Consider the following 24,243-nt stretch of genomic DNA (forward strand, 5'->3'; position numbering starts at 1 on the left):
AGTAGAAATTAATGGCTCCGGACAATTTGACATTCGTAAAATCGGTGGTTCGAGACTGTGAATGGCTAATGTACGGGCTGCCACCTCCTGAATTTGCAGCAGAGCCGCAATGAGGTGCATTTCTAGCCAGAGGCTGGAAACGACAAAAATGATCGGTAGTGGTTTATATGCAGTCTGGTTGGACTCAGATATTTTGGCAGTGCTAAAAGTTGATGAAAAGTGTTGCTAGTACTGAATTTAGTTACTTATGAAGGTTAGCTTAGTTGACGACGAAATTGGTTAATACTGATAGATAAAAGCACTATGGCAAAAACCAAAAGTGCGATCGCATTCAACCAAAGTACGTCCAAACCTGAGCCTTTAAGCAGTATCCCCCGGACAATCGCTACATAATGGCGTAGGGGATTTAGTAGCGATATATACTTAAATATTACAGGCATGTTCTCGACGGGAGAGAGTGCACCCGAAAGTTGAATCAATGGTAAATTAATAAAAAATGATGTTAGTACAACTTGTTGCTGAGTACGACATATTGTTGCCAGCATAATCCCAATGCCAATTCCCACAAATAAATAAAGTCCTGATAGTCCTAAAAATAGAAAAGCATTGCCTCGAAAAGGCACTCCAAAAACTAATCTTCCCAAATTCAAAGCTAAGATGACATCGCCCATCAACAGAATAAACAGCGGCACAATTTTAGCTAACAAAATTTCCCAAGCTTCAGCTGGAGTCATTAACAGTTGTTCCAGAGTTCCTGTATCCTTTTCTCGGACAACTGTGACTGAAGAAACCAAAGAACTAATTAGTGTCAAAACTACTCCCAAAACTCCTGGAATGAAAAACCAACTACTCACTAGTCCAGGATTATAAAGAAAAGTTGTTTCCGGGTTAATTAATGCTGGTGCTTGATTAGATGTAAATCGCTGATTAAATTGAGAAATAATCTGATTTAAATAACCTTGAGCAATGCCAGCAGTATTAGCATCTACTGCATCAATTAAAATCTGGATATCGGCTGGTTGATCTTCGGATAAATGGTGGTTAAAATCGTAGGGAATTACCAACCCTGCTGTGATTTTTCCCTGCCGGACTTGCTCACCCAAATCCTGATCATTGAACATATATTTTTCAACGACAAAGACTTTATTTTCAGTTAATTCAGCAACTAGCTCTCGGCTTTCATAAGTATTGGCATAATCAACAATTCCTAATTTAAGGTAATGCACATCTGGATTCAGACAAAATCCATAAATTAACATTTGAATTGTGGGAGGAATTATTAATAATACTAGTGTTTCTTTACTCCTCAATATTTGGTGAAATTCTTTAATTGCTAAACTCCAGAATCGGCTATTAAACAATCTTTGGATTAATTTCATAGTTAATTTATTTCTAAATTATAAAAAGGGTATATACAGTAGGAGTTATATCATGTCCTTTTGATTACTTATTAAACCCGAAGAACCCCACCCCCGCCAAAGCTACACTTTGTCTCCCCTCCCCACTTGCGGGGAGGGGTTGGAGGTGGGGTGTAATGACTGTGGTTAGCATAACTAATTATGCGGACATGATATTAGGAGTTAAGAAAGCTTTATATCTAGATTTCAGGCTGAGTACTATACTTCATTTAATTGCAAACTGCTGTATAAAAGAATAAATATAATATTCAGGTAATAATTAATCTGATAATTGCATTCGTTTTAATATCCCACGGGCTACATTAAATAGCAATAACCCTAAGATAACTAGCATTAAAAATGATAACCAGACCCCTGCCCACCCAGTGCCGCGTACATAGGCATCACGAGTAATTTCAATATAATAACGTGCTGGAACAAGATAAGTAATTAGTGAGAGTGGAAAAGGTATATTACTAAGCGGATAAATGAATCCACTTAGTAATAATGATGTTAAAAAACCTAGTAGTGCAATAGCCTGGACGGCAGCATTTTGAGTGGGAGAGCGAATCCCAATTAATAAACCAAACATAGTACTATCTATCAAAAACATTAGTGTACCCATTAATAATGGTGTTGGATCTCCAGCTAGTGTCAATTGCCAAATTATTACACTCATAATTATAATAAGTGAAGCTTCACTAATTCCAATGAGTAGGTAAGCTAAAGCTTTCCCTAAGAGGAATTCTTCAGCGCTGAGGCTAGAAGTGTAAACTTGTAATATTGTCCCTTTTTCTTTCTCCCGCACCATAGTAATTGCTGTTAATAACGAGGGAAAAATCCATAAAATCACTGCGAAAACACCTGGCACTATAGAAAGAGATTCTTTTCTTCCCGGATTAAACCAGAGGCGGATATGAGCAATAATTTTATCAGATGATGGTTGTAAGCCAGAATCTCTGAGAAAGAATCTGGTTGTTGCTTGAATACTGTTTTTGATAACTCGTGCGTTGTTAACATCAGTTCCATCAACTAAAATTTGTACTGTGCTAGTTAAACCTGATTTAATGCGACGACTGAAATCTGGCGGAATCACCACAGCAGCTTTTGCAAGTCCCTGATCAATTGCCAATTGAGGATTTTGAATTTTAGGTTTTGCATTTGAATTGAGAAGCGGAAAGCTATGATTATTAACTGGTTCAAATTGATTTGTTGCAAATAACCGCTCAGTATAAGCACGACTGAGGGGACTGATGTCAAAATCTTGGACAAATAAGGGAATATTTTTAGATTCTAATCGAATCGCAAAACCGAAGATAATTAAGCTGATAAATGGTAGGAGGAATGCTAGTGCTAATGTAAAGCGATCGCGCTGAAATTGGGCTAATTCTTTGCGACATTGAGAAAAAATTCGTTTCATTTTTATTGGTCATTTTTCCTTAATTATTAATTCTCCCCCTGCCCCTTCTCCTCTTCTTGAGTCCTTTGCACAATACCAATAAACGCATCCTCAAGAGAAAAGGGAATAGGTCGCAGAGAGCGAATATTGATCTGCTGTGTTTGTAAAATTGAGCGGATATGGGGAATATCTGAGTCTGGATGATCGAGAACAAGGTGTAAGCGATCGCCAAAAATCGACACCCGCCACGGTGCCAACTGAGTTTTGAGTAAATTAGAGGCATTTTGGATTTTATCGGTGACTACCTCCACCAGTTGACCGGGTTGAGCAGCTTTTATCTGACTCGGCGAACCCTGTGTTACCACTTCACCCGCCACCATAAACCCCATCCTGTTACATTGTTCTGCTTCTTCTAAATAATGGGTAGTCACCAGTACTGCTGTACCTGCTCTGGCAAACTCATTAATTAACCGCCAGAACTGACGACGTGCTAAGGGGTCTACTCCTGATGTCGGTTCATCTAAAAACAAAATTTCTGGCTCATGCATCACCGAAGCGCCAAAAGCTACCCGTTGCTTCCATCCTCCTGGTAGTTGTCCCGTGAGCATATTTTCTCTGCCAACTAAACCACAGGTGGCAAGTACCCAATCAATTTTGGTGCGGCGTAACCGACTTGGTACACCATAAACTCCACAGTAAAATTCTAGATTTTGGATAATAGTCAAATCATCGTAGAGGGTGAATTTTTGGCTCATATAACCGATGCGTTGGCGCACATCACTACTACGCAGATTTTGAGTTTGTCCAGCTAAAGAAATTTTCCCAGATGTTGGTTCTAAAAGACCGCAGAGAATTTTAATGGTAGTTGTCTTTCCTGCACCATTTGCTCCTAGCAACCCGTAAATTTCACCATAGCGAACTTCCAAATCTACACTCTTAACCGCCTGGAAGTCGCCAAATACCTTTCTTATTTTATTTGCATCAATAGCAATCGATGAGAAATTGGAAATTCTTCTGTCCCCAGTCCCTTTTTTTGTACTAGGAAAAGCTATAAATTCTGGGTCATTGCCAGCTGTACGCAGACGAGAAACAAAAACGTTTTCTAAGGTAGGGTCAGCAGTTTGAATGCTGTCAAGTTGTAGTCGCTGCTGAGTGAAAATTGTCTGAACTGCTGCTGTACCGACTGCGATATCTTTAACTAGCACATCCAGGCGATCGCCAAAGGTTTGCACATCGACAATTGATGTCTGTTTGCTATTTGTCGCCTCATGTAATACTCGTTCAGCTGCTTCCAGGTGCTGAGTCCGAACTTCTAAACGCTGCAAACCTAGACTCTCTCGTAACTGAGAAAGAGTGCCAATTTGTTGAATTTCTCCTTCATACATTAAAGCAATGCGATCGCACCTTTCGGCTTCATCTAAATAAGGTGTCGCTACAACTACTGTCACTCCCTCTGCGGCAATGGCGGCGAGAACATCCCAAAATTCTCGCCGAGATACCGGGTCAACTCCTGTAGTTGGCTCATCCAATAAGAGAATTTCAGGTTGAGAAATCAACGCACAGCACAAAGCTAATTTCTGCTTCATCCCACCAGAGAGGCGACCAGCCAAGCGATCGCCAAATTTATCCAAACTCATTAATCGCAGATATTTCTGACGACGCCCAAAGAATTGCTGTTCGGGAACTTCCCGCAATCCCGCAGTGTAACGCAGATTTTCATCAATACTCAAGTCGAGATACAGTGAGAATTGCTGTGTCAAATAACCAATAGATAAACGAGCATCGCGGGGTGGTTTGCCTAAAATCTGGATATTGCCAGCAGATGTTTCCATGACCCCGCCCAAAATATGGAAGGTGGTTGTTTTTCCTGCACCATCAGGGCCAATTAAGCCAAAGATTTCTCCCCGCCGGACGGCAAAATCTATTCCCTTAACCGCGACTAATTTTCCATAACGTTTGGATAAACCTTCTACCTGAATTACTTCTGCACCAATTTTGGGATGACTTAGTGAATCGCCCAGATCAGCAAATGGCGTGATGGTAGTCATAGAATTTTGGATTGGGGAATTGGAGTATAGCGGAGGTCATTTTTTTGCCTCTGGTGCGATGCTAATCTCAGCATCAGCTGGCATTCCTGGCTTGGCAAATCCATTGGGATTGTCGATGGTGATTTTGACACCAAAAACTTGTTTAACCCGGTCTTGCTGGAAATAAATATTTTCAGGGGTAAAAGATGCTTCGGTGTCAACGGCAGCAATTTTAGCACTTAAGGGTTCTTTGGGTGCTGAATCTAGAAATACCTTCGCTAACTGACCAACTCGCAGTTTTCCAATTTCGCCTTGGGGGATAAAACCACGTAAATAAACTGTTTTGGGATCAATCACTGTGAGCAGAGTTTTACCAGTGGTAACAACTGCTCCTGGTTCTACACTCCGGCTGACGACTACGCCTTCAATTGGGCTTTTCACATTCAGGTAAGCAATCTGGGCTTTAGTTTCTTGCTGAGAAGCTTTGGCATTGGCGACATCAGCTTGAGATGCGGCTAGTTTTAAGCGGGTCTGTGCCAATTGGGCGCGTAATCCACCTAGTTGGGCGTTACGAATAGAAGGATTTAACGCTGTGCTTTGGGCTTGGGTCAATTGTCCTTGGGCAGAATTGACTAATTTTCGATAAGAATCTACCGCTGCTTGACGTGATTTCAGGGTAGCAAGGGCAGTTTCAAGGCTTGTTTGGGCTTGGTCAAATTGCTGCTGGGTAACAGCTCCTTCACCAACCAATTTAGTGTAGCGATCGCGATTTATTTGCGTGAGTTTCAATTCCGATTTGGCTTGTCCTACTTGAGCGATCGCTTGATTTAGTTGCGCCTGACTGGAAGCAACCGACGACTCAGCTTGAAAAATCTGACCTTTGGCATCTCCCCGCGCCTGTTGTAAAGAAAGCTGATTTTCCATAATCTGACTTTCTAGGATATTGATTTGCAATCGCGCCTGTTCTTCTTGTTTGCGGATGGAATCTAAACGGGCATCTGCGCCCTGAAGTTGTGCTTGAATCTCTGCATCATCCAACTTCACAATCACTTGATCTTTATGGACTGCATCCCCTTCTCGCACCGCTACTGACTCGATTCGACCCGCTACTTTTGCACCAATATCAGTTTCATAGCCTTCAATGCGACCGCTCAACCGCAGCGCGTTAGTTTCCGAGTGTGGTAAGAGAAAAAACCAGGTTATGACACCTGCACCTATGAGTAACAGGGCTACGGGGATAAGCACGCGAGGAGACGCTTTACCCTTTTTTTTCTCTGGTACAGCACCATCAATGGGTTCTTGGGGTGGTGAGATTGACTGACTCATATTGGAGTGGGGAAGAATATCAGAATGACGGTTATAAATTGGTTAGATTAAGCGGCGTTCACTTTTGCCCTGACATCATATACCATCTTTCATATAGACGATGCGATCGGCAATATCAAGAATCCGGTTATTATGTGTCACTAGAAGAATTGTACAACCTTGTTGTTTTAGTGAGTTAATATTTGTTTTAACTTCTGGCAGTTGAAAATTTAAACCTTCTGGCTCCATTTTGCAAAACAGATTCAAGATTGTCTAAAATCAATAAACAGTGATATTTACTCAAATATATAATTAGTTGTGATATTAGAGCATCCACTGAACTAGGTAAAGTATTTTATTGTTGATTATTGGAGAAGATTTTAATCATATTTTGAAGCAAGTCTTCAAGGAGAGGAGTATTATCTAGAGAACACCAAATCAAGTAGTCAAATTCAGTTTTAACTTGTTGTGCTAGTTTTATAGACAAAGTTGTTTTGCCAACAACACCCATCCTTAACAATACCACTAGGGGACAGTGAGCTTCAATAATCCATTCTTCTAGTAAGTTTAGTTATTGTTGACAACCATAAAATCTAGATACATCTTTAACTACATTTCCCCAATCTTGTTGGTGATGGGTAAATGGTCTTTTAGAATATACAAATTTTGGTGAGTTTTTCAACTTAAAAGGTTTAAAATTCAGGTTAATAATTTCTATATTTAAGTTATTATTGGTAATAATATTCACTGTTGCTGAGTGTAATTATTCCCCAGACATTGAGTGTGATAAACGTCTAATAACGGTATGGTAGTTACTTTTAGTAACTTTCGTGTTTAAAGCCTGAGAAAGGGAGAGTAAATGCAATACGCTTGGGTTAAGGTTAAAACTTTTTGTCAAAGTCAGTTTTTTTTACGTAGACACAAAGTGGCTTGCCGCAGGCTACCGCAGAGGCGCAGAGGACACAGAGAGAAGAAAAAAATGCTTAACCCAAGCGTATTGAAAGGAAATGCTGATTCCTCTTCTCTACCTCCTTGTGCTTCCTGCCTTATTCACGAACATCATTTATTTTTCCTGAAATGTCCAGACTCCTTTATCCCAATCTCCATCTGTTGGAGGTGATTGTAACCAATGCTGACAACGCAACAGATGCAACATAGCAGCTTTATCATGCTTGTCTGCTGCCAAAACTTTGGCAAACTCAGCTCTTGCAAAGGTAAACTGGCGCTTGAGGTAATACTCGCGTCCTTTATGATAGTGCTCAATCACTTGCAGTTTTTCGCTTTCAATGGAATCAGAACGCAAACCCAGTAATTCATATATGGCTACTGGCTCATTTCTGCCTTTAACACGAATGTAATCTAGTTCCCTAGCCCAAATATAATCTTGGCAAGGTTTAAAAGTGTTATGGCTAATAATAATGTCGCAACCATACTGTTTACTAACACTTTCTAATCGTGAACCAAGATTAACACCATCACCAATGGCGGTAAATTCCATCCGCTTACTAGAGCCAATATTGCCACTAATCACGGTATCAGAATTGATGCCAATGCCGATCTTGATTCCGGGCTTACTAACTGCGTAGCGGCGTTGATTAAATTCGTGCAGGCGATGGCGCATTTCTAAGGATGTTTGCACTGCCATCCAAGCATGTTCTTCTAATGGTAGGGGAGAACCAAACACAGCCATGATGGCGTCGCCGATGTATTTGTCAAGAGTGCCTTTATGTTTAAAGACTGCCTCCACCATTGATTCAAAATATTCGTTGAGCATACTCACCACTTCTTCTGCTTCCAAGTTTTCCGTTAAAGTGGTGTAGCCGCGAATATCGGAAAATAAAATCGAAACTTCTTTGCGATCGCCTCCTAGTTTTGCATCATCCAATTTTAGCAATTCTTCGGCTAATTCCTGGGTCATGTAGCGGTACATCGTACTCTTGAGCCGCTTTTCATCACTGATATCTTCCATGACTACCAGCGCCCCACGGACTTGCTCTTGGTCGCTAGCATCAGCAATTGTGTTAATCGATAAATTAATACTATGCTGTTTGATACTAGTACTTAGGAGCGTGCGATCGGGGTAATATTGCTGGCGGCCTTTTAAGTCAACTGCGTGTAAAGCATCCTGATACCACTTACTAAAGTCACCTTCTTTGATAGCGATGACATCATTAACTAATTTACCTTCTAACCGATCTTCTGGTTCCAGTCCTAGCAAACGCTTGGCACTTTCATTGGCGGCGATAATTAATCCAGTTTTATCAGTCGAAACCACTCCATTGGAAAGACTACGCAGAATATCCCGTTGCATCTGTTCTTGTTGCTTGACTGTGGCAAACAACTGGGCATTTTGCAGCGCTACTCCGGCTTGAATATTAAAAGCTTCCATGAACTCTTCATCGTTGCGGTCAAAGCTAGCTTGGAAGCAGTCGGGAGCTTTCGGCCAATCAGCTGGATTATAAGGTGGAAAATCCCCGGATTTCTTTTTATTTACGAGTTGGGTAACGCCAATTAGTTGTAGATCGGCATTAAACACTGGCATACAAAGCAAGCTACAGGTGCGATAGCCATTTTGCTGGTCGAGTTCTTTGGCTGTCTCCGAGTCAGAGTGGTCGTACAAGTCAAAGGCAATATTCAGTTTTTTGCCAGAAACCGCCACTAGACCAGCAAAGCCTTTACCTATGTGTACTCGCAACTCCTTAGTTGAACCATCGTCCTGGGTGATTTTCGTCCACAATTCATCGCGATCGCGGTCTATTAACCATAGGGTACTGCGATCAGCATTCATCAGTTCCTTGGCTTCATCCATCACCCGCTTCAGGGTGTCTTCTAAGTCGAGACTGCTTTGAGAGAGGGACTTGATCGCCTTCATCAGCGCCGCCACTGCTCTTTGTTTTTGGGTGGCTACATAAAAAGAGCGCGAGGATTCTAAAATCAGGCGAATTGAAGGGGCAAATTCTTGAAATAATTGTTTGTCAGCACAGATAAAACCTTTGGTATCAATGCGCTGTCCAAGTGGAGCATCGGGATTATTCTCAGATTTTAATTTATTTAGTAATTGTACTACTGCAACTAACTGTCCATGTTCATTCAACAATGGTAAAGCCAGCATAGTGTAGGTGCGATAGCCAGTTCTTTTTTCTTGTTCTTGGGCAAAATGCGATCGCGGATCGTTATAAAAATCAAAGGGAATATTGATAACTTGCTTGGAGGTGGCGACTTCCCCAGCAATGCCTTTATCAGCGGGGATGCGAATTTCTAAAGAGCGATCGCCCTCCCCCTCAGCCAGAATTGACCAGAGTTCTTGTTTTTCTTCATCCAATAAAAATATCGTCGTCCGATCTGCCCCCAGTAATTCCCCGGTTTTCAAGGTAATTGAATGCAACATTTCTTGCAGAAGAGTTTCAAACCCCTGAGAATCCAGCATTGACAGGGTTTGATGAACAATCTGTAATTTTTGCTCTACATCCTGAACGACCTGTTTAAAAGTATCCTGAGTCAGGGGAGCAAGAAACGTAGAAAAGGTTCCTTGTCTTGTGGCAAGAGCACCCACAGGAGCAGCATTTGCTTGTAATTCGCGGTTTTCTTGGTTGTGAACACCAATAATCAAATCGGTGGTCTCCCCACAACTTCCTTGATACACTGACATAACCAGTATTTTATATAGCAGGATGAGATTTTAGATGTAACAATGAAATTTAATTTATGTAAGTGGTGCTAAAAGCAACAACTGCTTGATATTATCCATAGTTTAATCGCTTGTTTAGCTAGCGTCATCCTGTGGAGTCAGGTGGAAGTCGATTATTAACAAGTGTGGTATGACCAGAGTGCAGATGCAGTAATACTCTGAATGGCTGTTACTGTTTACACACAAGTGTTCGAGAGTTGCCACACAGGCTTTTGATCCCCGTCCTCTATGGTTCGATTTTCCGTTACCTGTGCGTAAGTCGTGTAATATAAAATTTCTATCTGATTTCTGAACAAGATTTCAAATAAAACCCTGGTTGCTATTCAATACGGTTCAGATAAGACTCGATCCCCCCAACCCCCCTTAAAAAAGGGGGCTAAAAATGGCTCTATTTCCCACTTTTTAAGGGGGAGTAAGGGGGATCTTTAAGGACTGTGCAGCTTAACCGAACCGTATTGGGTTGCCATTAGGGTAAATAGTAACTATCCAGAAACTTGTAATTCGCCTGTTTTATCGGTAACTTCCCATTGAGTTTGTTTCCCTTCCCGCCAAAAGCGTAATCCAACTGTAGCGTCTCCTACACTTAGATTTGTAAGTTCCAAATCTGACAACCACTCTGGTAGTGAAGGCTGTACCTTTAACTTTCGCTGTGATGCATCGGCTTCGAGTCCCAAAATGGTGCGAATGAGTAAAAGAATCGAGCCAGCAGCCCAAGCTTGGGGAATATTCGCATCTGGATAAGGTACAGGAAAGTTATTATCCTGGCGTTCAATTCCGGCAAACAATTCTGGCATCCGCCCAGATTGAAAATAATTAGCAGCAGCAAAAATCCCCTCGGCGATGCGGTTTGCTTCTGTGTGGTAGCCGTAACGCTTTAAGCCAGCGGCAATTATGGAGTTGTCGTGCGGCCAAACACTTCCCCGTTGATAACTAATTGGGTTATAAGCTGCATTTTGAGATGAAAGAGTCCGCACACCCCAACCACACCACATATCTGGTTGAAAAAGTCGCTCAACCAGCTTTTTTGCCCGTTCTTGGGGTACGATACCAGACCATAGTAGATGCCCAGGATTTGAGGCAATCGACTGGATTTGCTGCTTGTTGTTATCTAAGCCAAGACAGTAAAAGCCAAGTGAATCCATCCAGAAGCGTTCATTGAATCGTTGATAAAGTGACTCTGCTTTTTGGCGTAGCTTTTGCGCTTGCTCTTTTTCTCCCCATACCTCATAAATTAAAGCTGCTTTTAGCCAAGCATCGTAAACGTATCCTTGCACCTCAGACAAAGCTATTGGCGGCTCAACTAACTGGCCATTCGGATAAACCATTGAATCACCCGAATCTTTCCAGCCTTGATTGCGTAAACCTTTTGACGAATGAGTTAAATACTCAACAAACCCATCGCCATCAAAATCGCCGTATTTATCAATCCATCTTAGTGCTTTCTCTAGTGGCGATCGACACTCATCCAACATCGTCAGGTCAGCGTTCCAAGAATAGGTTTCAGCTAAAGTAATAATCCAGAGAATAGTAGTATCTACTGTACCGTAGTAGGGATTGTACGGAAGTTGCTTGATTTTAGTTAACTCGTCATCACGCAATTCATGCAGCATTTTGCCTGGTTGAGCATCATGCCAGTCATCTAACTCAGTTGCTTGTAGTTGAGCCAATCTTACAAGCGTACCACGGGCAAAATCGTGGTAAACCGCCATCGTTTGCAAGCTGGCAATAATTGAGTCCCGTCCAAAGACAGCCATAAACCAGGGAATACCAGCAGCAGGCATCCAAAACTGGTGGCCATTATCATCTACCTCAATCCGCAACGCTCCCATATCAACGATCGCTTGCTGATAGAATCCTTGAATCTCCGCATTAGACGATCGCAACTTTGTCGCATTTGTCAGAAATTCATCACTGATCTCTCCAGCTTTTGTATTATGAGACACAGTACAGGTTTCTTGAGGTTTGAAGACATTTCCATTGGCTAAAGCTGTAAAGTTGATACAGCTATGCCATGTTTCGCCAGGAGCGATCGCGACATTAAACATCAAACGACCGTTGGCATATCTTGCTGTTGAACTTGTACAAACTGGCTCAGTTATAATACCTCGGACAAAAGAACCGTTACAGTACTCGGTAGAGAGTATTCCATCATTCCATGTTGTTGCTGTCTCTCCCCGTGCCAGAATATTCTTTGCTTTTACCTCAAAGATATCTGCAAAATCCGAACGAATCGCTAGCATCAGTTGAAATTCAACTGGTTCTAAATGATGATTCGTGATATCGATATCTTCGTGCATCCCCCCTACAATGTCGCGCCGGATAGTTACAAGCAAACTACCAGAAGGTAAAATGCCCTTGACTGTGGTAAGTTGCGGGTTAGTGAATTGGTAAAGCGCACTATGATGCGTGATGTTACTAGAAGCTAGTAGTAAAAGTTGGTAACGATTAAGAGAAATTTCGTAGTAAGAAATTAACCGCGTATCACGAACAAAAAAACCTTGGGCTTGATTATCGTCAATGGAACCATCGCTAGCTGTAACCAAAAAGGAGGAACCATCGTTAATTGTGATCAGATTAGGATTGACAATAACTTTTGTGGGCATAGGAGTCAGGAGAATTTTAGATTTTAAATTTTAGATTTTGGATTGAACAATCTAAAGTCCTAAAGATGCTCGAGGGCGAACAGCGTGTCGCAGATAAGACTCGGTTTAGTTGCGCGATCGCAAATCCTTGCATTGAAAGGGCAGGAGGCAGAAGGTAAATGTACAGTAAGTAGCTTTACTAGTCCCCAGTCCCCAGTCTATAGTTTCTTTTTTGACTATTCTCGGTAAACACTGAATACAAGGTTATGCCACCATCGACAAATAGTGTTACACCATAAGTAAGGCATTGTGCGACATAATTCTACATAAATTAGTCATGCTTTTGTCACAATTTTGCAATAGCTTTGCAATAACTTTGTCAATATAACGTGTGATGCTAAAGCTCTGGGTTAAAAAATCGGCTGACTCTATATTAAACCCATACACTAGAGTCTATTGAAGAGAATCACTATAAGGCATTAACCCTTATCAGTAGGATGACTCTTCAAATCAAAATTGTCAGAATTCTCATAGTTAGAAGGAACAAAAAGATGAATTGGAAAGTACTTGCTTTGCTCCCTGCCTTGACTTTAGCTACTGCTGTGCCTGCTTACTCTTTAACCAATAATAAAAGCCATAATACGACTACTACCCACATTGCCCAAAATATGCAGCAAGGCGATAGCATGAAAAAGCCTAATGCTATGCAAAAGCCTAATGCTATGCACAAGTCTAATAGTATGAGAAACCATAGTAGTGGTATGGCAAACCATAGTAATGTACTGACGGTAGGTAGCAGAGGAGAGGCAGTTAAAAATGCTCAGAATCTTTTAAAGCAGCAAGGATTCTATACCGCAAGTGTAAGTGGTGTTTTTGATAACAAGACACGTTCAGCGGTGATCAAATTTCAGAAGTCTAAAGGATTAAGAGCAGACGGAATAATTGGACACCGGACTATGGCATCTCTCAAATAATACCAATTTGAAAAAAGAATGCGACAGATAGGTAGGGGCACAACAATATTGAATGTTGTGCCCTTATGAATAATTGATGTGTCGCAAACATTTATAGTGTGCGACTTATTAGTTAGGCGACAAGGAAATGAGCAGCGATGTCTACAACGGGCTATTCAGCGTCGCATTCTGTTTGCTGGCGAGCCTAGTAAAACAGATATTGTAAACAGGACGGAAATGCGATCGCTTTTTTGATCGCTGTGATTCATCGCGTCTTGTACTTATCCGTTTTGTGTGTTTTGTGGGTTTTGTGCGTTTTGTAAATTTATCTAAATCCAGTTAGGAATATTCGGAGGTTGAGTTGAGCCTTTGCGAAACCCTTGTCAAGAAAATTATTCTTGCAGACGGGCAATTACACAGTGCATAACTTTAATTTCATTAACAATTCGATCCAGTTCTGTGGATAGGGGAGTTTGTTCTCGAACGGCTTGTAATGTGGGAGTTAAAGTGTAGGAATTTATGGCAATCTCTGATAATCGAGCAGTATGTAGATGCTCAATTTGGTTGTGAATTACTTCAAGATAGCTATCCAGGGCTGGTAACGGTTGGGGTGGCTGTCCCTGCCGAAGGGCATCTGCTAAGTTTTCCAAAACTTGGACAATGGTATCGGTAAGTCGCTTGAGTTCAGTAAATTGGTACTCGCCGCTAAATTCCCGCAGATGTTCTGCCAGAGTTGTAACCGAACTGAAAAAGCCACGAATATATACCATCAGCGTCATTACAGGTTCGATTTCTCCCTGAATGTGACGCGGTTCGCTGAACAATCGTTGAGCGGCAGCGGTAGCGTTGGCGTTCTCTAATGCTGCTTGATGACGTGGCATGTTGATAGAATCAGCAAACAGATTATGTTGTGGATGGAGATAGTTAGCTATTACTTGCTGAAAGTAGGCAAGATTGGCTCGAATTGTTTTTTCCAGTTGCGTAGGAAGTTGCTGTCGTTCCCAACGAGGGAAAAGCAAATAGCTGCCAAGCAGTGCTAAGGCACCCCCAGCCAAACTATCGAAGATCCGCAATACTCCAACCCTCCAGCCACCTGCACTAATAATGTTGAGTAGCAAGATGATGGCGGGAGTCAGTAGTATGGTGAATATGCTGTAGCTTAACGATCGCACCGACATTGCAACAAACACCAGCAATAGGAAACAGACTGCGATTGCCAATTGATTCTTAACTAGTAAAACCAGAGTAATGCCAATAATTCCACCCAAAATAGTGCCGATGACTCTTTGGACTGTTGTCTGGGAGGTTCCACCAAAGTTGGGTTTAAGTGCAACTAGAGCTGTGAGCGTTATCCAATAGCCTCTAGGTAGTTGCAATACTGAGGCAACTAATTCAGCAAAAGTTGTGATCAGTGCTAGGCGCAAGGCGTGACGAAATAGGACTGAATCAAAAGTGAAGTTATTTCGCAGGGTATCAATAATTGTAGAACGCTCTGCTTGGGCTGGAGGGGAAATATCTCGCTGGGCAATGCTGCTGCGCTGTTTTCCCTGGATTAAATCTTTAATAATCTCCGCATCAGTATGAATTTGCTCTGCCAGCTTTGTCAGACTGGCTGTAATCTTCCCAAGGTTGACTAGATCGGAATAGTTATCTGTCTGAGGATTTATTTTTTGATTGAGGACTTGCGAGCGCAGAACTTGCCCCTGGTGTTCCAGTGCTTCAACACTCCGATCCAGATCCCCCAGGTGAGGTGGGTTTTTTCCTTTGGCGATCGCTTCTGATAATATTTGCAAAGCAATTGCCAACTGTTCTATTACTTGCTGAATTTCTTTCTGTAACCGAGAAAATAGTTGATGTTCGGATGCGATCGCTAATAGTTCGCTTAGTGCTACAACAGAATTGACAATTTGATTTACATCTTCGATTAACACCACTAAATAATTTCCCCGCAGGTTAGCTCCTTTTTGCCTAGTCCAGATAGTTGTCCAGACGCTACGGGCAGATGTCAAGTTCTGAATCACCATATCCTGAGCTTGCGAAAATTGCTGTGCCCACTCCTGACGATCCTTTGGATTTAATCCTCTCTCGCTTGCCAAGTCCAGAAATTTGCTCAATGACAGATAACAGTTAGCGACTATCTGCATTGCAGGTACGTAAGGACGCACCACCCATACTCCTAATGACAACACAGTTGTCCATGTTCCACCAGCTAGACATAGTGCACATTGCTCGATAAGAGTAGGCAAATTGGAAAATGAAGCGAATCTAGCCAGCGAAATCACAAACATAATCGAAGTAACTAAGCTGACAGATGCAGCTGCGTTGCCATAGAGACTTGCTAAACCTGTTATAAATATCACCAAAAAAGTCGTTGGGACAGCTAACCAGAGATGACTGCTTACTAAACTAGCGATCATGAACATCATAGTCACGCCAATCGTAGCTGCGATCATCGCAGTCGCTCTCTGACGGTAAGCTCCGTCAACATTTACCATCCCAACAAACCAAGCTGCCATAGTGGCGATCGCACTTGCAGCAACATGACCTGTAATCATTCCCACTCCAATCGGGACACCCAGTATAAAAAGGCTACGCAATCCGGAGAAAATAGCGGGCTTACCTGGCTGGAGTTGAAACTGTTGTAACAACCAACTCAAAGGACGTTTATCTGTAAATGGCATTATTTAGACTGGCGACTATAACAAAGCAGATCACTTCTTACAGCATTTTAGCCAGATATACCAGATATAACTGGGTGTAGGATGGCTGTAATATGCCTTTTGAGTGATTCAGTTGGATAGTTTTCACCGTCCAAAAATCAGAGCATCCAGCGAATACGCACCGGGGCCTAAAACTGCGATCGCAATCAGCATAACGCAGTACATAAACGCTTTTTCCCAACTTGGCGGTTCACCTTTTCCTAAAGGGCCCATATACTGTCCTTCCGGAATTAAGTATGGATCTTGGGCAACAAAGGGCTTACTTCCAGAGAGGTCTAAATATATTGCAAAAATCATTGAGCCGAGAATGGGCAAGGTTCCTAAGAGTGTAAGGAATCCCATAATCAGAAAAATTCCGCCACCTAACATAGACGCAGCTGATAAAAAGCAAAGAAAGACAGGCATTTTCATAGACTCAGCCCACTGTCGAAGATGCGTTATCTTTGGATAGCCGTGTAGTAGAAACAACCCGCCAACGCTAACTCTTAGTAATAAAAGTGCCAATCCTGGGAATCCGTCCGGATACAGATGATAGAGTGAACTCAACAGGTATGGGCCTAACTGGGGGTAATTAAATGAAGCTAGAAAAAAAGCGATCCCCATACCCAACGCAAATTTATAAATCATTGCTGTACACCACGAGTATTAAGGTCAATAGCATATAAAGAATGACCCGCTGTGATAAAAAGGCGTTCACAAAGTGTCCCTGAAAGGGAATCGCCTTCCTTCCCACCGAAAGTTAGGTTAGTGGATGTCTCCGGTACAAGAATTTTTCCTAACTGAGTCCCGTTGGGAGCGTATATCTGCACGCTGTCTTGAGAAGTAGTAAAAATATTGCCATGTTTGTCAACCCGGAGTCCATCAGGTTGTCCTGGATCGATGACACAGAACACGCGACCATTAGTCACATGGCGATCGTCTACGATCTCGTATACACGGATATGATGAGGCCCCCCAGGTATATTAAACGCAGCTGTATCTGAGACATACAGGAAACTTTCGTCTGGACTGAAAGCCAGCCCGTTAGGACGCACCATATCTGTTACTACTGGATAAATCTCCCCAGTTGCTGGGTCAAAGCGATACACATAACTTCCGGGTTGTTCTTGTTCGCCGCCGTAACCTTGGTTTGGCTCAGTAATGCCATAAGGCGGATCGGTAAACCAAATCGTGCCGTCAGTTTTCACTACCAAATCATTTGGACTGTTAAGGCGTTTGCCCTGGTAGCGATCAACTAAAACCTTCCACTCACCATCGTCTTCATGTCGAATAATAGCACGCAGACCGGATGAACACGCAACCAGACGACCTTCTAAGTCACGGTAATTACCGCTTTGGTAATCAGATGGGTCTCGCAGGACGCTGACACCATCGGTAGGACTCCAACGCAACAGGCGGTTGCCATGAGCATCACTCCAGACAATACTGTCATCTTCGTGGAAGTAAACAGGGCCCTCGCTATGGACTGCACTGTTGGCTAGCTGTTGGAGCGAGGCATCTAAGCGTACAATTGCACGCAGGCGATCGTCATAAATTTCAATGGCTTCAGGCATCGGAAACTCCTGTTATTTAACTTGGTTGCTAACGACAAATAGCAAGTTCAAGCTAATACTGAATTACTATTAAGCTGCACTTAATTTTTTGTAAAAACCCAAGTGTATAACTTCTGGCTATATAGTAATCCGATTTGATTGCATGAAAAAATCTAAGTATATGTAGGGTGTGTTAGTCCGAAGCCCATAACCCACCAAAGTCTTTGGATGGTGCCGTACTTTCGTCTAACACAACGCCAGTTACTATGACGGAGAGAACCTCCGCAACGCACTGGCTCCCCTACGTATATTTCAAAGCTCAAATATGACTCCTATATATTTATCAACTATTTATTCAGTACTAACTTCTAGATAACTGGTATCAGCATAATTATTATTCTATTGACTTCATTTTACGTCAAACTTGGGATATATATTATGCAACTAATTGGCTAAATTTAATCAGACTCAAATTAATAAATAATTTGAGAGCTTGTTTATATAACTTATTTTCGTTCAAGGCTAAAAGTTTATTATATTGAATCCAGCTAAGTTGAATTTTAAAAAACAAAAACATATTAATAAAATCAATATTTTATTTTTTATAATAGATTTTTACTCTATATAATCATATACGTAAAAGTAAAATTAGAATGAAATTATAACCTATCTTTAGACATAAATAAATACTAAGCCATTAGATAGAAGCAACATTTAAATTAAGGTTTTAACCTAACAACAGGAGTCTATATTTTCTAGATTTAGAGATATTTAACTTTTTAAACAACTTATAAAATAAATCAAATTATTGCTAATTGACTTTTGATAAAATATTAAAATATTAATTTTGCCGCGATAAAAGTTTATTCCATTCTCAATAAATATATATGATGAATCGTTTGGTCTAATTTGCCAATGAACGGTAACGTGGCTGCTGACTGACTACACATCCAATAAAAATAATCCCAACCAACGGAGATATTGCAATGATCAACATTGCCGAAACCAATCCTAATACTCCTATTCCCTCACTGCCTACCGACAAAGCTATTGGCAACCTTGAGATAATCACACTCTTCTATGATCCCATGCCAATCGGGGTTGTGGTATCAAAGCAAGGGCGAATTTTCATTAGCTATCCTCGACTAGTTGATGATGATATAAAATTCACTGTTGCAGAACTCAAACAGCCGGATCAAAAGAATGGTAATCCTGTTCCCTACCCAAATGCCGAAATCCATAACTCAGATTCGGCATCAACTTCTGAACGCTTGCTTTCCGTTCAAGGTATAACCCTTGATGCCCGCGATCGCCTTTGGCTATTAGACCACGCTAAAATTAAGCAAAATCCTGTTCCCCTTGGTGGCCCAAAGCTTGTAGGTATTGACTTAGAAACTAACCAGATTTTTCAGAAAATTATATTTCCTGAATCCGTTGCCTCTGCCAACTCTACCCTGAATGACGTGCGCGTTGACCTGCGCTGGGGAGAACAGGGAATGGCATATATCACGGACTCGTCTGAGGAAGGCCCTAACGGTATTGTTGTCCTAGACTTAGCATCTAGACGCAGTTGGCGCAAGCTTAATGACCATCCTTCAACCAAACCTGTCCCAAACTTCTTGCCAATTGTCGAAGGTCAACCCTTGATGGTACGCCCCCCAGGTAAACCGCCAAAGCACATCCATACTGGCAGTGATGGAATTGCGTTTAGTGGTAATGGCCAGCGACTATTTTATTGTCCCCTGGCAAGTCGGCATTTTTACAGTGTCAGTATCGAGGCGTTAGTTGACGAGCAAATACCGGATGAGCAAGTCGCTGCAACAGTAATCGACCACGGTGAAAAAGGAGCATCCGGTGGGATGGTTTCAGATAATAAAAATCGCCTTTATGTAACGAACTATGAAAATAATGCGATTCTGCGCCATTTATCTGATGGCACATTAGAAACTGTCGTACACGATCCGCGACTCATCTGGCCCAATTGTCTTTTTGTTGCTCAAGATGGCTATCTCTACTTCACAGTGGATCAATGGAATCGTAATCCTACATATCACAATGGTCAAGACTTGCGTGAGAAACCTTACGTCCTATTTCGCATCCACATAGATGCACAGACAGTATTGCTGGATAAAGACTAATATTATTGTGGCTTTGAGATTTTAGATTGGGAATACCTCTGTGGTCTGGGTTATGCAGATCTATCTGTTGCCATAATTGTGACAAATTTTCAATCACAAATCTCAAATTTTCAAAGTTTGTCTATGTCTAAAGGATGAATTTATCACTCCCGAAATATTCCATTAATTAGTTGAAAAATTTAAAAATTATGAAATAAGATGAAATGTTGAGCAAAACTATCTAAATATTTCTCAATTGTAGATTTCCTTAATCGGCTTGGAATAAATTACTCCCAATCATAGATAGAAATCGTATATGGATCTTGGTCTTAAAGGTAAAATCGCTGTAATCACTGGAGGTGATTCCGGCATTGGTAAAGCGACAGCCAAACTGCTCGCTCATGAGGGTGCAAAGGTTACTATTATCGATAAGACTTCGGAGAGTCTTCAGTTAGCAGCTGAGGAGTTGAGAAAGTCTGGAGAAATATTTACGGTTCAAGCAGACCTGACTAAGCCCGAAGAAGTCGAAGCTGCAAAGAATCAAATTATTGAGCGTTTCGGGACAGTTGACATCCTTGTCCATGCGGCAGGAATTACAGGTGCTACAGGAGATTTCCTGGAGGTTACTGATCAGGAGTGGTACGAAACAATTGAGGTAGATTTGATGGCGACGGTACGCACCTGTCGCGCTTTTATCGGGGCGATGCGTAAAGCTGGTTGGGGAAGAGTCATCCTCATCAGTTCGGAAGATGCACTACAGCCCTACCCAGAAGAGATTCCTTACTGTGCTTGCAAAGCAGCGGTACTGAATCTTGCTAAAAATTTATCCAAAGCTTATGCAAAGGATGGCGTGCTGGTGAATGCAGTTTCTCCTGCCTATATCGCCACCCCAATGACTGACGCAATGATGGAAAAGCGCTCAAAACAGATGGGTGTCAGCTTTAACGAGGCAATTAACAGTTTCCTTGATGAACAACGCCCTCACATCGAACTCAAACGACGTGGCAAACCCGAAGAAGTAGCGGCTGTGATTGCATTCCTTTGCTCAGAGCAATCAAGCTTTGTAGTTGGTTCTAACTATCGGGTAGATGGTGGCTCGGTTGCAAGTTTGTGACGAAGTTGTCTTGAAGTACTAGACGTTGCTGATTTGAAGGATGAATTTGATTTTTTCATGTTGAACGTTGACAATTCATACCCTGATTCAGCAATGCCTAGCGACTAACTATTATTTTTAATTAACAATTGGTTATGAAACAAATAGAAGCAGTTGTTGCTAATATCAACGATCTAAATGATGGTGAAATGCGACAGGTATCTGTCGGTGAGAGAGAAATTTTACTGACTCGATTAGAGGGAAAGTTTTATGCCGTCGGCGCACACTGCTCTCATTATAAAGCGCCACTGGCAGAGGGGGTGCTGACTGGGCATCATGTTGTTTGCCCCTGGCACAATGCTTATTTTGACGTGACGACTGGCGACCAACTAGAGCCACCGGGCTTGGATGCTTTAGCTTGCTATCAAGTACGCATTGAAGGTGAAAACGTTATTGTCAGTGTACCAGAAGAAACAACGGGATTGCGATCGCCCGCAATGGCGCAATTTAACCCCGACGCTGATGGACGTACATTTGTGATCTTAGGAGCAGGAGCTGCGGGTGTCCATGCCGCAGAAGCTTTGCGAGTAGCTGGATATCAAGGGCGAATCGTCATGATCACTCAGGATGACAGGCTACCCTACGATCGCACCAAGTTGACTAAAGACTACTTCATTGGTAAAACCTCCTCAGAGGAAATGCCCCTGCGATCGCCCGATTTCTACAAAGAACACGCCATTGAAGTACTGTTGAATAAGCAAGTTAAGCAGGTGCAAACAACAGCAAAAGCGATCGCCTTTACCAATGGTGATTCCTTAACCTATGATGCCCTGCTGGTAGCAACAGGAGGAAAACCACGCCAGCTAGATATTCCAGGTGCAGACTTGCAAAATATTCTCACATTACGCAGTTTTGATGATACTGATCGCATTTTGACACTGAGCAAGCAAAAAGGACAGGCGGTAGTCATTGGCTCCAGTTTTATCGGCATGGAAACAGCAGCTGGGCTGAGTCAGCACGGCTTAGAAGTAACTGTGATCTCGCCGGATTCTGTACCTTTTGAGAAAACCCTTGGGGAAGAAATTGGCAAAATATTTCAGCAAGCTCATCAGGAAAACGGTGTTTCCTTTAAGTTTGGTAGGAAAGCGGTTCAATTTGAAGGTAGTGACAAGGTAGAAGCTGTAATTTTAGATAATGGCGATCGCGTCAAAGCAGATATAGTAATTGTTGGAATTGGTGTACAGCCTGCAACAGACTTTCTTGAGGGTATCGATTTGCATCCCAAAGATGGCAGTGTTGTTGTTGATGAATACTTGCAAGCAGCTGATGGCATCTATGCCGCAGGCGATATTGCCCGTTATCCCGATTGGCGCACAAGTGAATCACTTCGCGTTGAACATTGGCGAGTTGCGGCACAGCAGGGACGAATTGCAGCTCATAACATGGCAGGGAAAGCAGTCAAATTTCGAGGGCTTCCCTTGTTCTGGACGATGCAATTCAAGTTTCCCTTGCGCTACATCGGACACGCCGAAAGTTGGGATGAAATAATTGTAGATGGGGATTTGCAAAAACAGGAATTCATTGCTTTCTACGTCCAAAAAAATAAAGTCTTAGCAGTTGCAACTAGCCATAAAGATACGGAAACAGCAGCTATCTCTGAACTGATGCGCTTGAACCAGATGCCAACTGTTGAGGAATTACGCAGCGGTATAATTGATTTGATTCAGCGACAGCCTGAAGTTAATAAATAGATTTGAGACAAGAGTAATTGGCAATCTCCTGTATACATAATGAACATTACTGAACACTACGACATCATCATCATCGGTACGGGAGCAGGTGGAGGTACACTAGCTCACCGCCTCGCACCCACAGGTAAAAAAATTCTGGTGTTGGAACGAGGCGACTTTCTGCCTAGAGAGAAAGCTAACTGGAATCCCCAGGAGGTCTATCAAAAAAATCGCTACCACGCAGATGAGCAATGGTATAACAAAGAAGGGAAAGTATTTAAGCCCCAGACGGGCTACTGGGTTGGTGGCAATACTAAACTCTACGGTGCAGCCTTAATTAGATTACGAGAACGAGATTTTGAAAAGGTAATTCACAAAGGAGGAATTTCTCCAGAATGGCCGCTCAAGTATTCAGACTTTGAGCCGTATTATACCCAAGCAGAAAAGTTGTATGACGTACATGGAAAGCAAGGGGAAGACCCAACTGAACCACCTCGTAGCGAGCCATATCCTTATGAGCCAGTCAGTCATGAGCCAGATATGCAGGAATTGGCTGATGGCATCCGTGAACTAGGCTACTACCCATTCCATCTACCACTGGGATTAAAACTCAATGAAAGCGATCGCACCAAAAGTCGCTGTATTCGCTGCGATACTTTTGATGGATATCCTTGTCTGGTAGACGCAAAAGCCGATGCGGATGTCAACGCCATTCGTCCCAGCCGTGAAATGTATGCCAATTTCACTTTGTTGACTAATGCCAAAGTCTTGCAGCTGCATACTAGCGAGTCGGGACGAGAGATTACAAGTGTAGAAACTGAAATTGCCGGGGAGCGGCATTGGTTTGCAGGTAATATTGTGGTTGTTGCCTGTGGCTCGATCAACTCGGCTGTTTTGCTATTACAGTCTGCTAATGACCAGCATCCTAATGGATTGGCAAACAGCTCCGATCAGGTAGGGCGGAATTTCATGAAACAACTGGAAACCGCGATAGTTTCCATACATCTAGAGATAAATCGCGCTAGCTTTCAAAAAACGATCGCCGTCAACGACTTTTACTGGGGAGAGCCAGATTTTGCTTATCCGATGGGTATGGTGCAGAATACTGGGAATGTGCTAGCAGATATGATTCCCGCAGAGGCTCCGCCGCTGATGGCTCCATTTATCAAATTGATTCCTGAGTATGAACGCCATTTGCTTGCGGAGCGCTCAGTTGGCTGGTGGTTGCAGACAGAGGACTTACCAGACTCAAATAATCGGATTCGTCTAGTGGGTGATCAGATTCACGTTGACTATACACTGAACAATACCGAAGCAAGCGATCGCTTGATCCATCGTTGGACATCTGTACTCAAGTCAATCCCTCACTCTGCTAAACACGTCTTACCATTTAGCATTTATCCCCGGACTCAGATACCAGAACAAGCAGTTGCTCATCAATGTGGTACTTGTCGATTTGGCACAGATCCCAAAACCTCAGTCCTTGACCTCAATTGCCGTACCCATGATGTTGATAATCTCTACGTGGTAGATAGTAGTTTCTTTCCGTCAAATTCTGGTGCTAACCCCACGCTCACGATTATGGCAAATGCATTGCGCGTTGGCGACCGCATAGCTGAACAATTAAAGTAGATAGATACTATTGGTTGGACTAGAAGGCTTTGCCCTATGGTTTCTGATATATCTTAGCCGGAAGTAAT

16 protein-coding genes and 1 pseudogene are annotated in these 24,243 nt (G+C 42.3%); 6 read left to right on the forward strand and 11 right to left on the reverse strand.

Going from position 1 to position 24,243, the window contains the following annotated elements; all coding sequences use genetic code 11:
• Positions 1-254: 254 nt before the first annotated feature.
• The 8 genes and pseudogenes from V7K48_RS29925 to V7K48_RS29955 all read right to left on the reverse strand — a co-directional run bounded on the left by V7K48_RS29925 (position 255) and on the right by V7K48_RS29955 (position 12,419).
• Positions 255-1,379 (reverse strand): ABC transporter permease, encoded by a 1,125-nt coding sequence (locus V7K48_RS29925; RefSeq protein WP_335078150.1) that lies wholly within the window; start codon positions 1,377-1,379, stop codon positions 255-257.
• Positions 1,380-1,677: 298 nt separating this feature from the next.
• Positions 1,678-2,817 (reverse strand): ABC transporter permease, encoded by a 1,140-nt coding sequence (locus V7K48_RS29930; protein ID WP_335078152.1) that lies wholly within the window; start codon positions 2,815-2,817, stop codon positions 1,678-1,680.
• A gap of 26 nt (positions 2,818-2,843) precedes the next feature.
• Positions 2,844-4,844: an ATP-binding cassette domain-containing protein gene (locus V7K48_RS29935; protein ID WP_335078154.1), complete on the reverse strand. Its 2,001-nt coding sequence runs from the start codon at positions 4,842-4,844 to the stop codon at positions 2,844-2,846.
• Between the two features lie 36 nt (positions 4,845-4,880).
• The gene (locus V7K48_RS29940; RefSeq protein ID WP_335078156.1) at positions 4,881-6,149 is read right to left on the reverse strand and encodes an HlyD family secretion protein; all 1,269 of its coding nucleotides are present in this window, start codon (positions 6,147-6,149) and stop codon (positions 4,881-4,883) included.
• A gap of 75 nt (positions 6,150-6,224) precedes the next feature.
• Positions 6,225-6,317, reverse strand: a pseudogene (locus V7K48_RS29945) (ABC transporter ATP-binding protein); the annotation flags it as partial.
• Positions 6,318-6,483: 166 nt separating this feature from the next.
• Positions 6,484-6,678: an NB-ARC domain-containing protein gene (locus V7K48_RS35245; protein ID WP_442949493.1), complete on the reverse strand. Its 195-nt coding sequence runs from the start codon at positions 6,676-6,678 to the stop codon at positions 6,484-6,486.
• A 513-nt stretch (positions 6,679-7,191) separates the two neighbouring features.
• A complete protein-coding gene (locus V7K48_RS29950; protein ID WP_335078158.1) occupies positions 7,192-9,777 on the reverse strand; it encodes a GAF domain-containing protein in 2,586 nt (861 codons plus the stop codon).
• A gap of 521 nt (positions 9,778-10,298) precedes the next feature.
• Entirely contained in the window at positions 10,299-12,419 is a 2,121-nt protein-coding gene (locus V7K48_RS29955; RefSeq protein ID WP_335078160.1) for an amylo-alpha-1,6-glucosidase, read from the reverse strand.
• A 530-nt stretch (positions 12,420-12,949) separates the two neighbouring features.
• Between V7K48_RS29955 and V7K48_RS29960 the strand changes: the two genes are divergently transcribed.
• Both V7K48_RS29960 and V7K48_RS29965 read left to right on the forward strand, forming a co-directional pair.
• On the forward strand, positions 12,950-13,372 hold the full coding sequence (locus V7K48_RS29960; RefSeq protein ID WP_335078162.1) for a peptidoglycan-binding domain-containing protein: 423 nt from the start codon (positions 12,950-12,952) through the stop codon (positions 13,370-13,372).
• Positions 13,373-13,450: 78 nt separating this feature from the next.
• The gene (locus V7K48_RS29965; protein ID WP_335078164.1) at positions 13,451-13,606 is read left to right on the forward strand and encodes a hypothetical protein; all 156 of its coding nucleotides are present in this window, start codon (positions 13,451-13,453) and stop codon (positions 13,604-13,606) included.
• A gap of 137 nt (positions 13,607-13,743) precedes the next feature.
• Here V7K48_RS29965 and V7K48_RS29970 read toward each other — a convergent pair whose 3' ends face one another.
• The 3 genes from V7K48_RS29970 to V7K48_RS29980 all read right to left on the reverse strand — a co-directional run bounded on the left by V7K48_RS29970 (position 13,744) and on the right by V7K48_RS29980 (position 17,624).
• Positions 13,744-16,032, reverse strand: a complete 2,289-nt coding sequence (locus V7K48_RS29970; protein WP_335078166.1) for an FUSC family protein — start codon at positions 16,030-16,032, stop codon at positions 13,744-13,746.
• A gap of 123 nt (positions 16,033-16,155) precedes the next feature.
• The gene (locus tag V7K48_RS29975) at positions 16,156-16,698 is read right to left on the reverse strand and encodes a DoxX family protein (RefSeq protein ID WP_335078168.1); all 543 of its coding nucleotides are present in this window, start codon (positions 16,696-16,698) and stop codon (positions 16,156-16,158) included.
• On the reverse strand, positions 16,695-17,624 hold the full coding sequence (locus V7K48_RS29980) for an SMP-30/gluconolactonase/LRE family protein (RefSeq protein ID WP_335078170.1): 930 nt from the start codon (positions 17,622-17,624) through the stop codon (positions 16,695-16,697). The genes V7K48_RS29975 and V7K48_RS29980 overlap by 4 nt, the downstream gene beginning before the upstream one ends.
• 965 nt (positions 17,625-18,589) lie before the next feature.
• On the opposite strand from V7K48_RS29980, the gene V7K48_RS29985 reads away from it, so the two are divergent.
• The 4 genes from V7K48_RS29985 to V7K48_RS30000 all read left to right on the forward strand — a co-directional run bounded on the left by V7K48_RS29985 (position 18,590) and on the right by V7K48_RS30000 (position 24,175).
• Complete coding sequence (locus V7K48_RS29985) at positions 18,590-19,741, forward strand: L-dopachrome tautomerase-related protein (RefSeq protein ID WP_335078172.1); 1,152 nt, start codon at positions 18,590-18,592, stop codon at positions 19,739-19,741.
• Between the two features lie 295 nt (positions 19,742-20,036).
• On the forward strand, positions 20,037-20,834 hold the full coding sequence (locus V7K48_RS29990; protein WP_335078174.1) for an SDR family NAD(P)-dependent oxidoreductase: 798 nt from the start codon (positions 20,037-20,039) through the stop codon (positions 20,832-20,834).
• 134 nt (positions 20,835-20,968) lie between these two features.
• Positions 20,969-22,564: an FAD-dependent oxidoreductase gene (locus V7K48_RS29995; protein WP_335078175.1), complete on the forward strand. Its 1,596-nt coding sequence runs from the start codon at positions 20,969-20,971 to the stop codon at positions 22,562-22,564.
• A gap of 39 nt (positions 22,565-22,603) precedes the next feature.
• Positions 22,604-24,175, forward strand: a complete 1,572-nt coding sequence (locus tag V7K48_RS30000) for a GMC family oxidoreductase (protein ID WP_335078177.1) — start codon at positions 22,604-22,606, stop codon at positions 24,173-24,175.
• Positions 24,176-24,243: the final 68 nt, after the last annotated feature.

The organism is Nostoc sp. (genome assembly GCF_036919615.1).
Taxonomy (GTDB): Bacteria; Cyanobacteriota; Cyanobacteriia; order Cyanobacteriales; family Nostocaceae; genus Nostoc.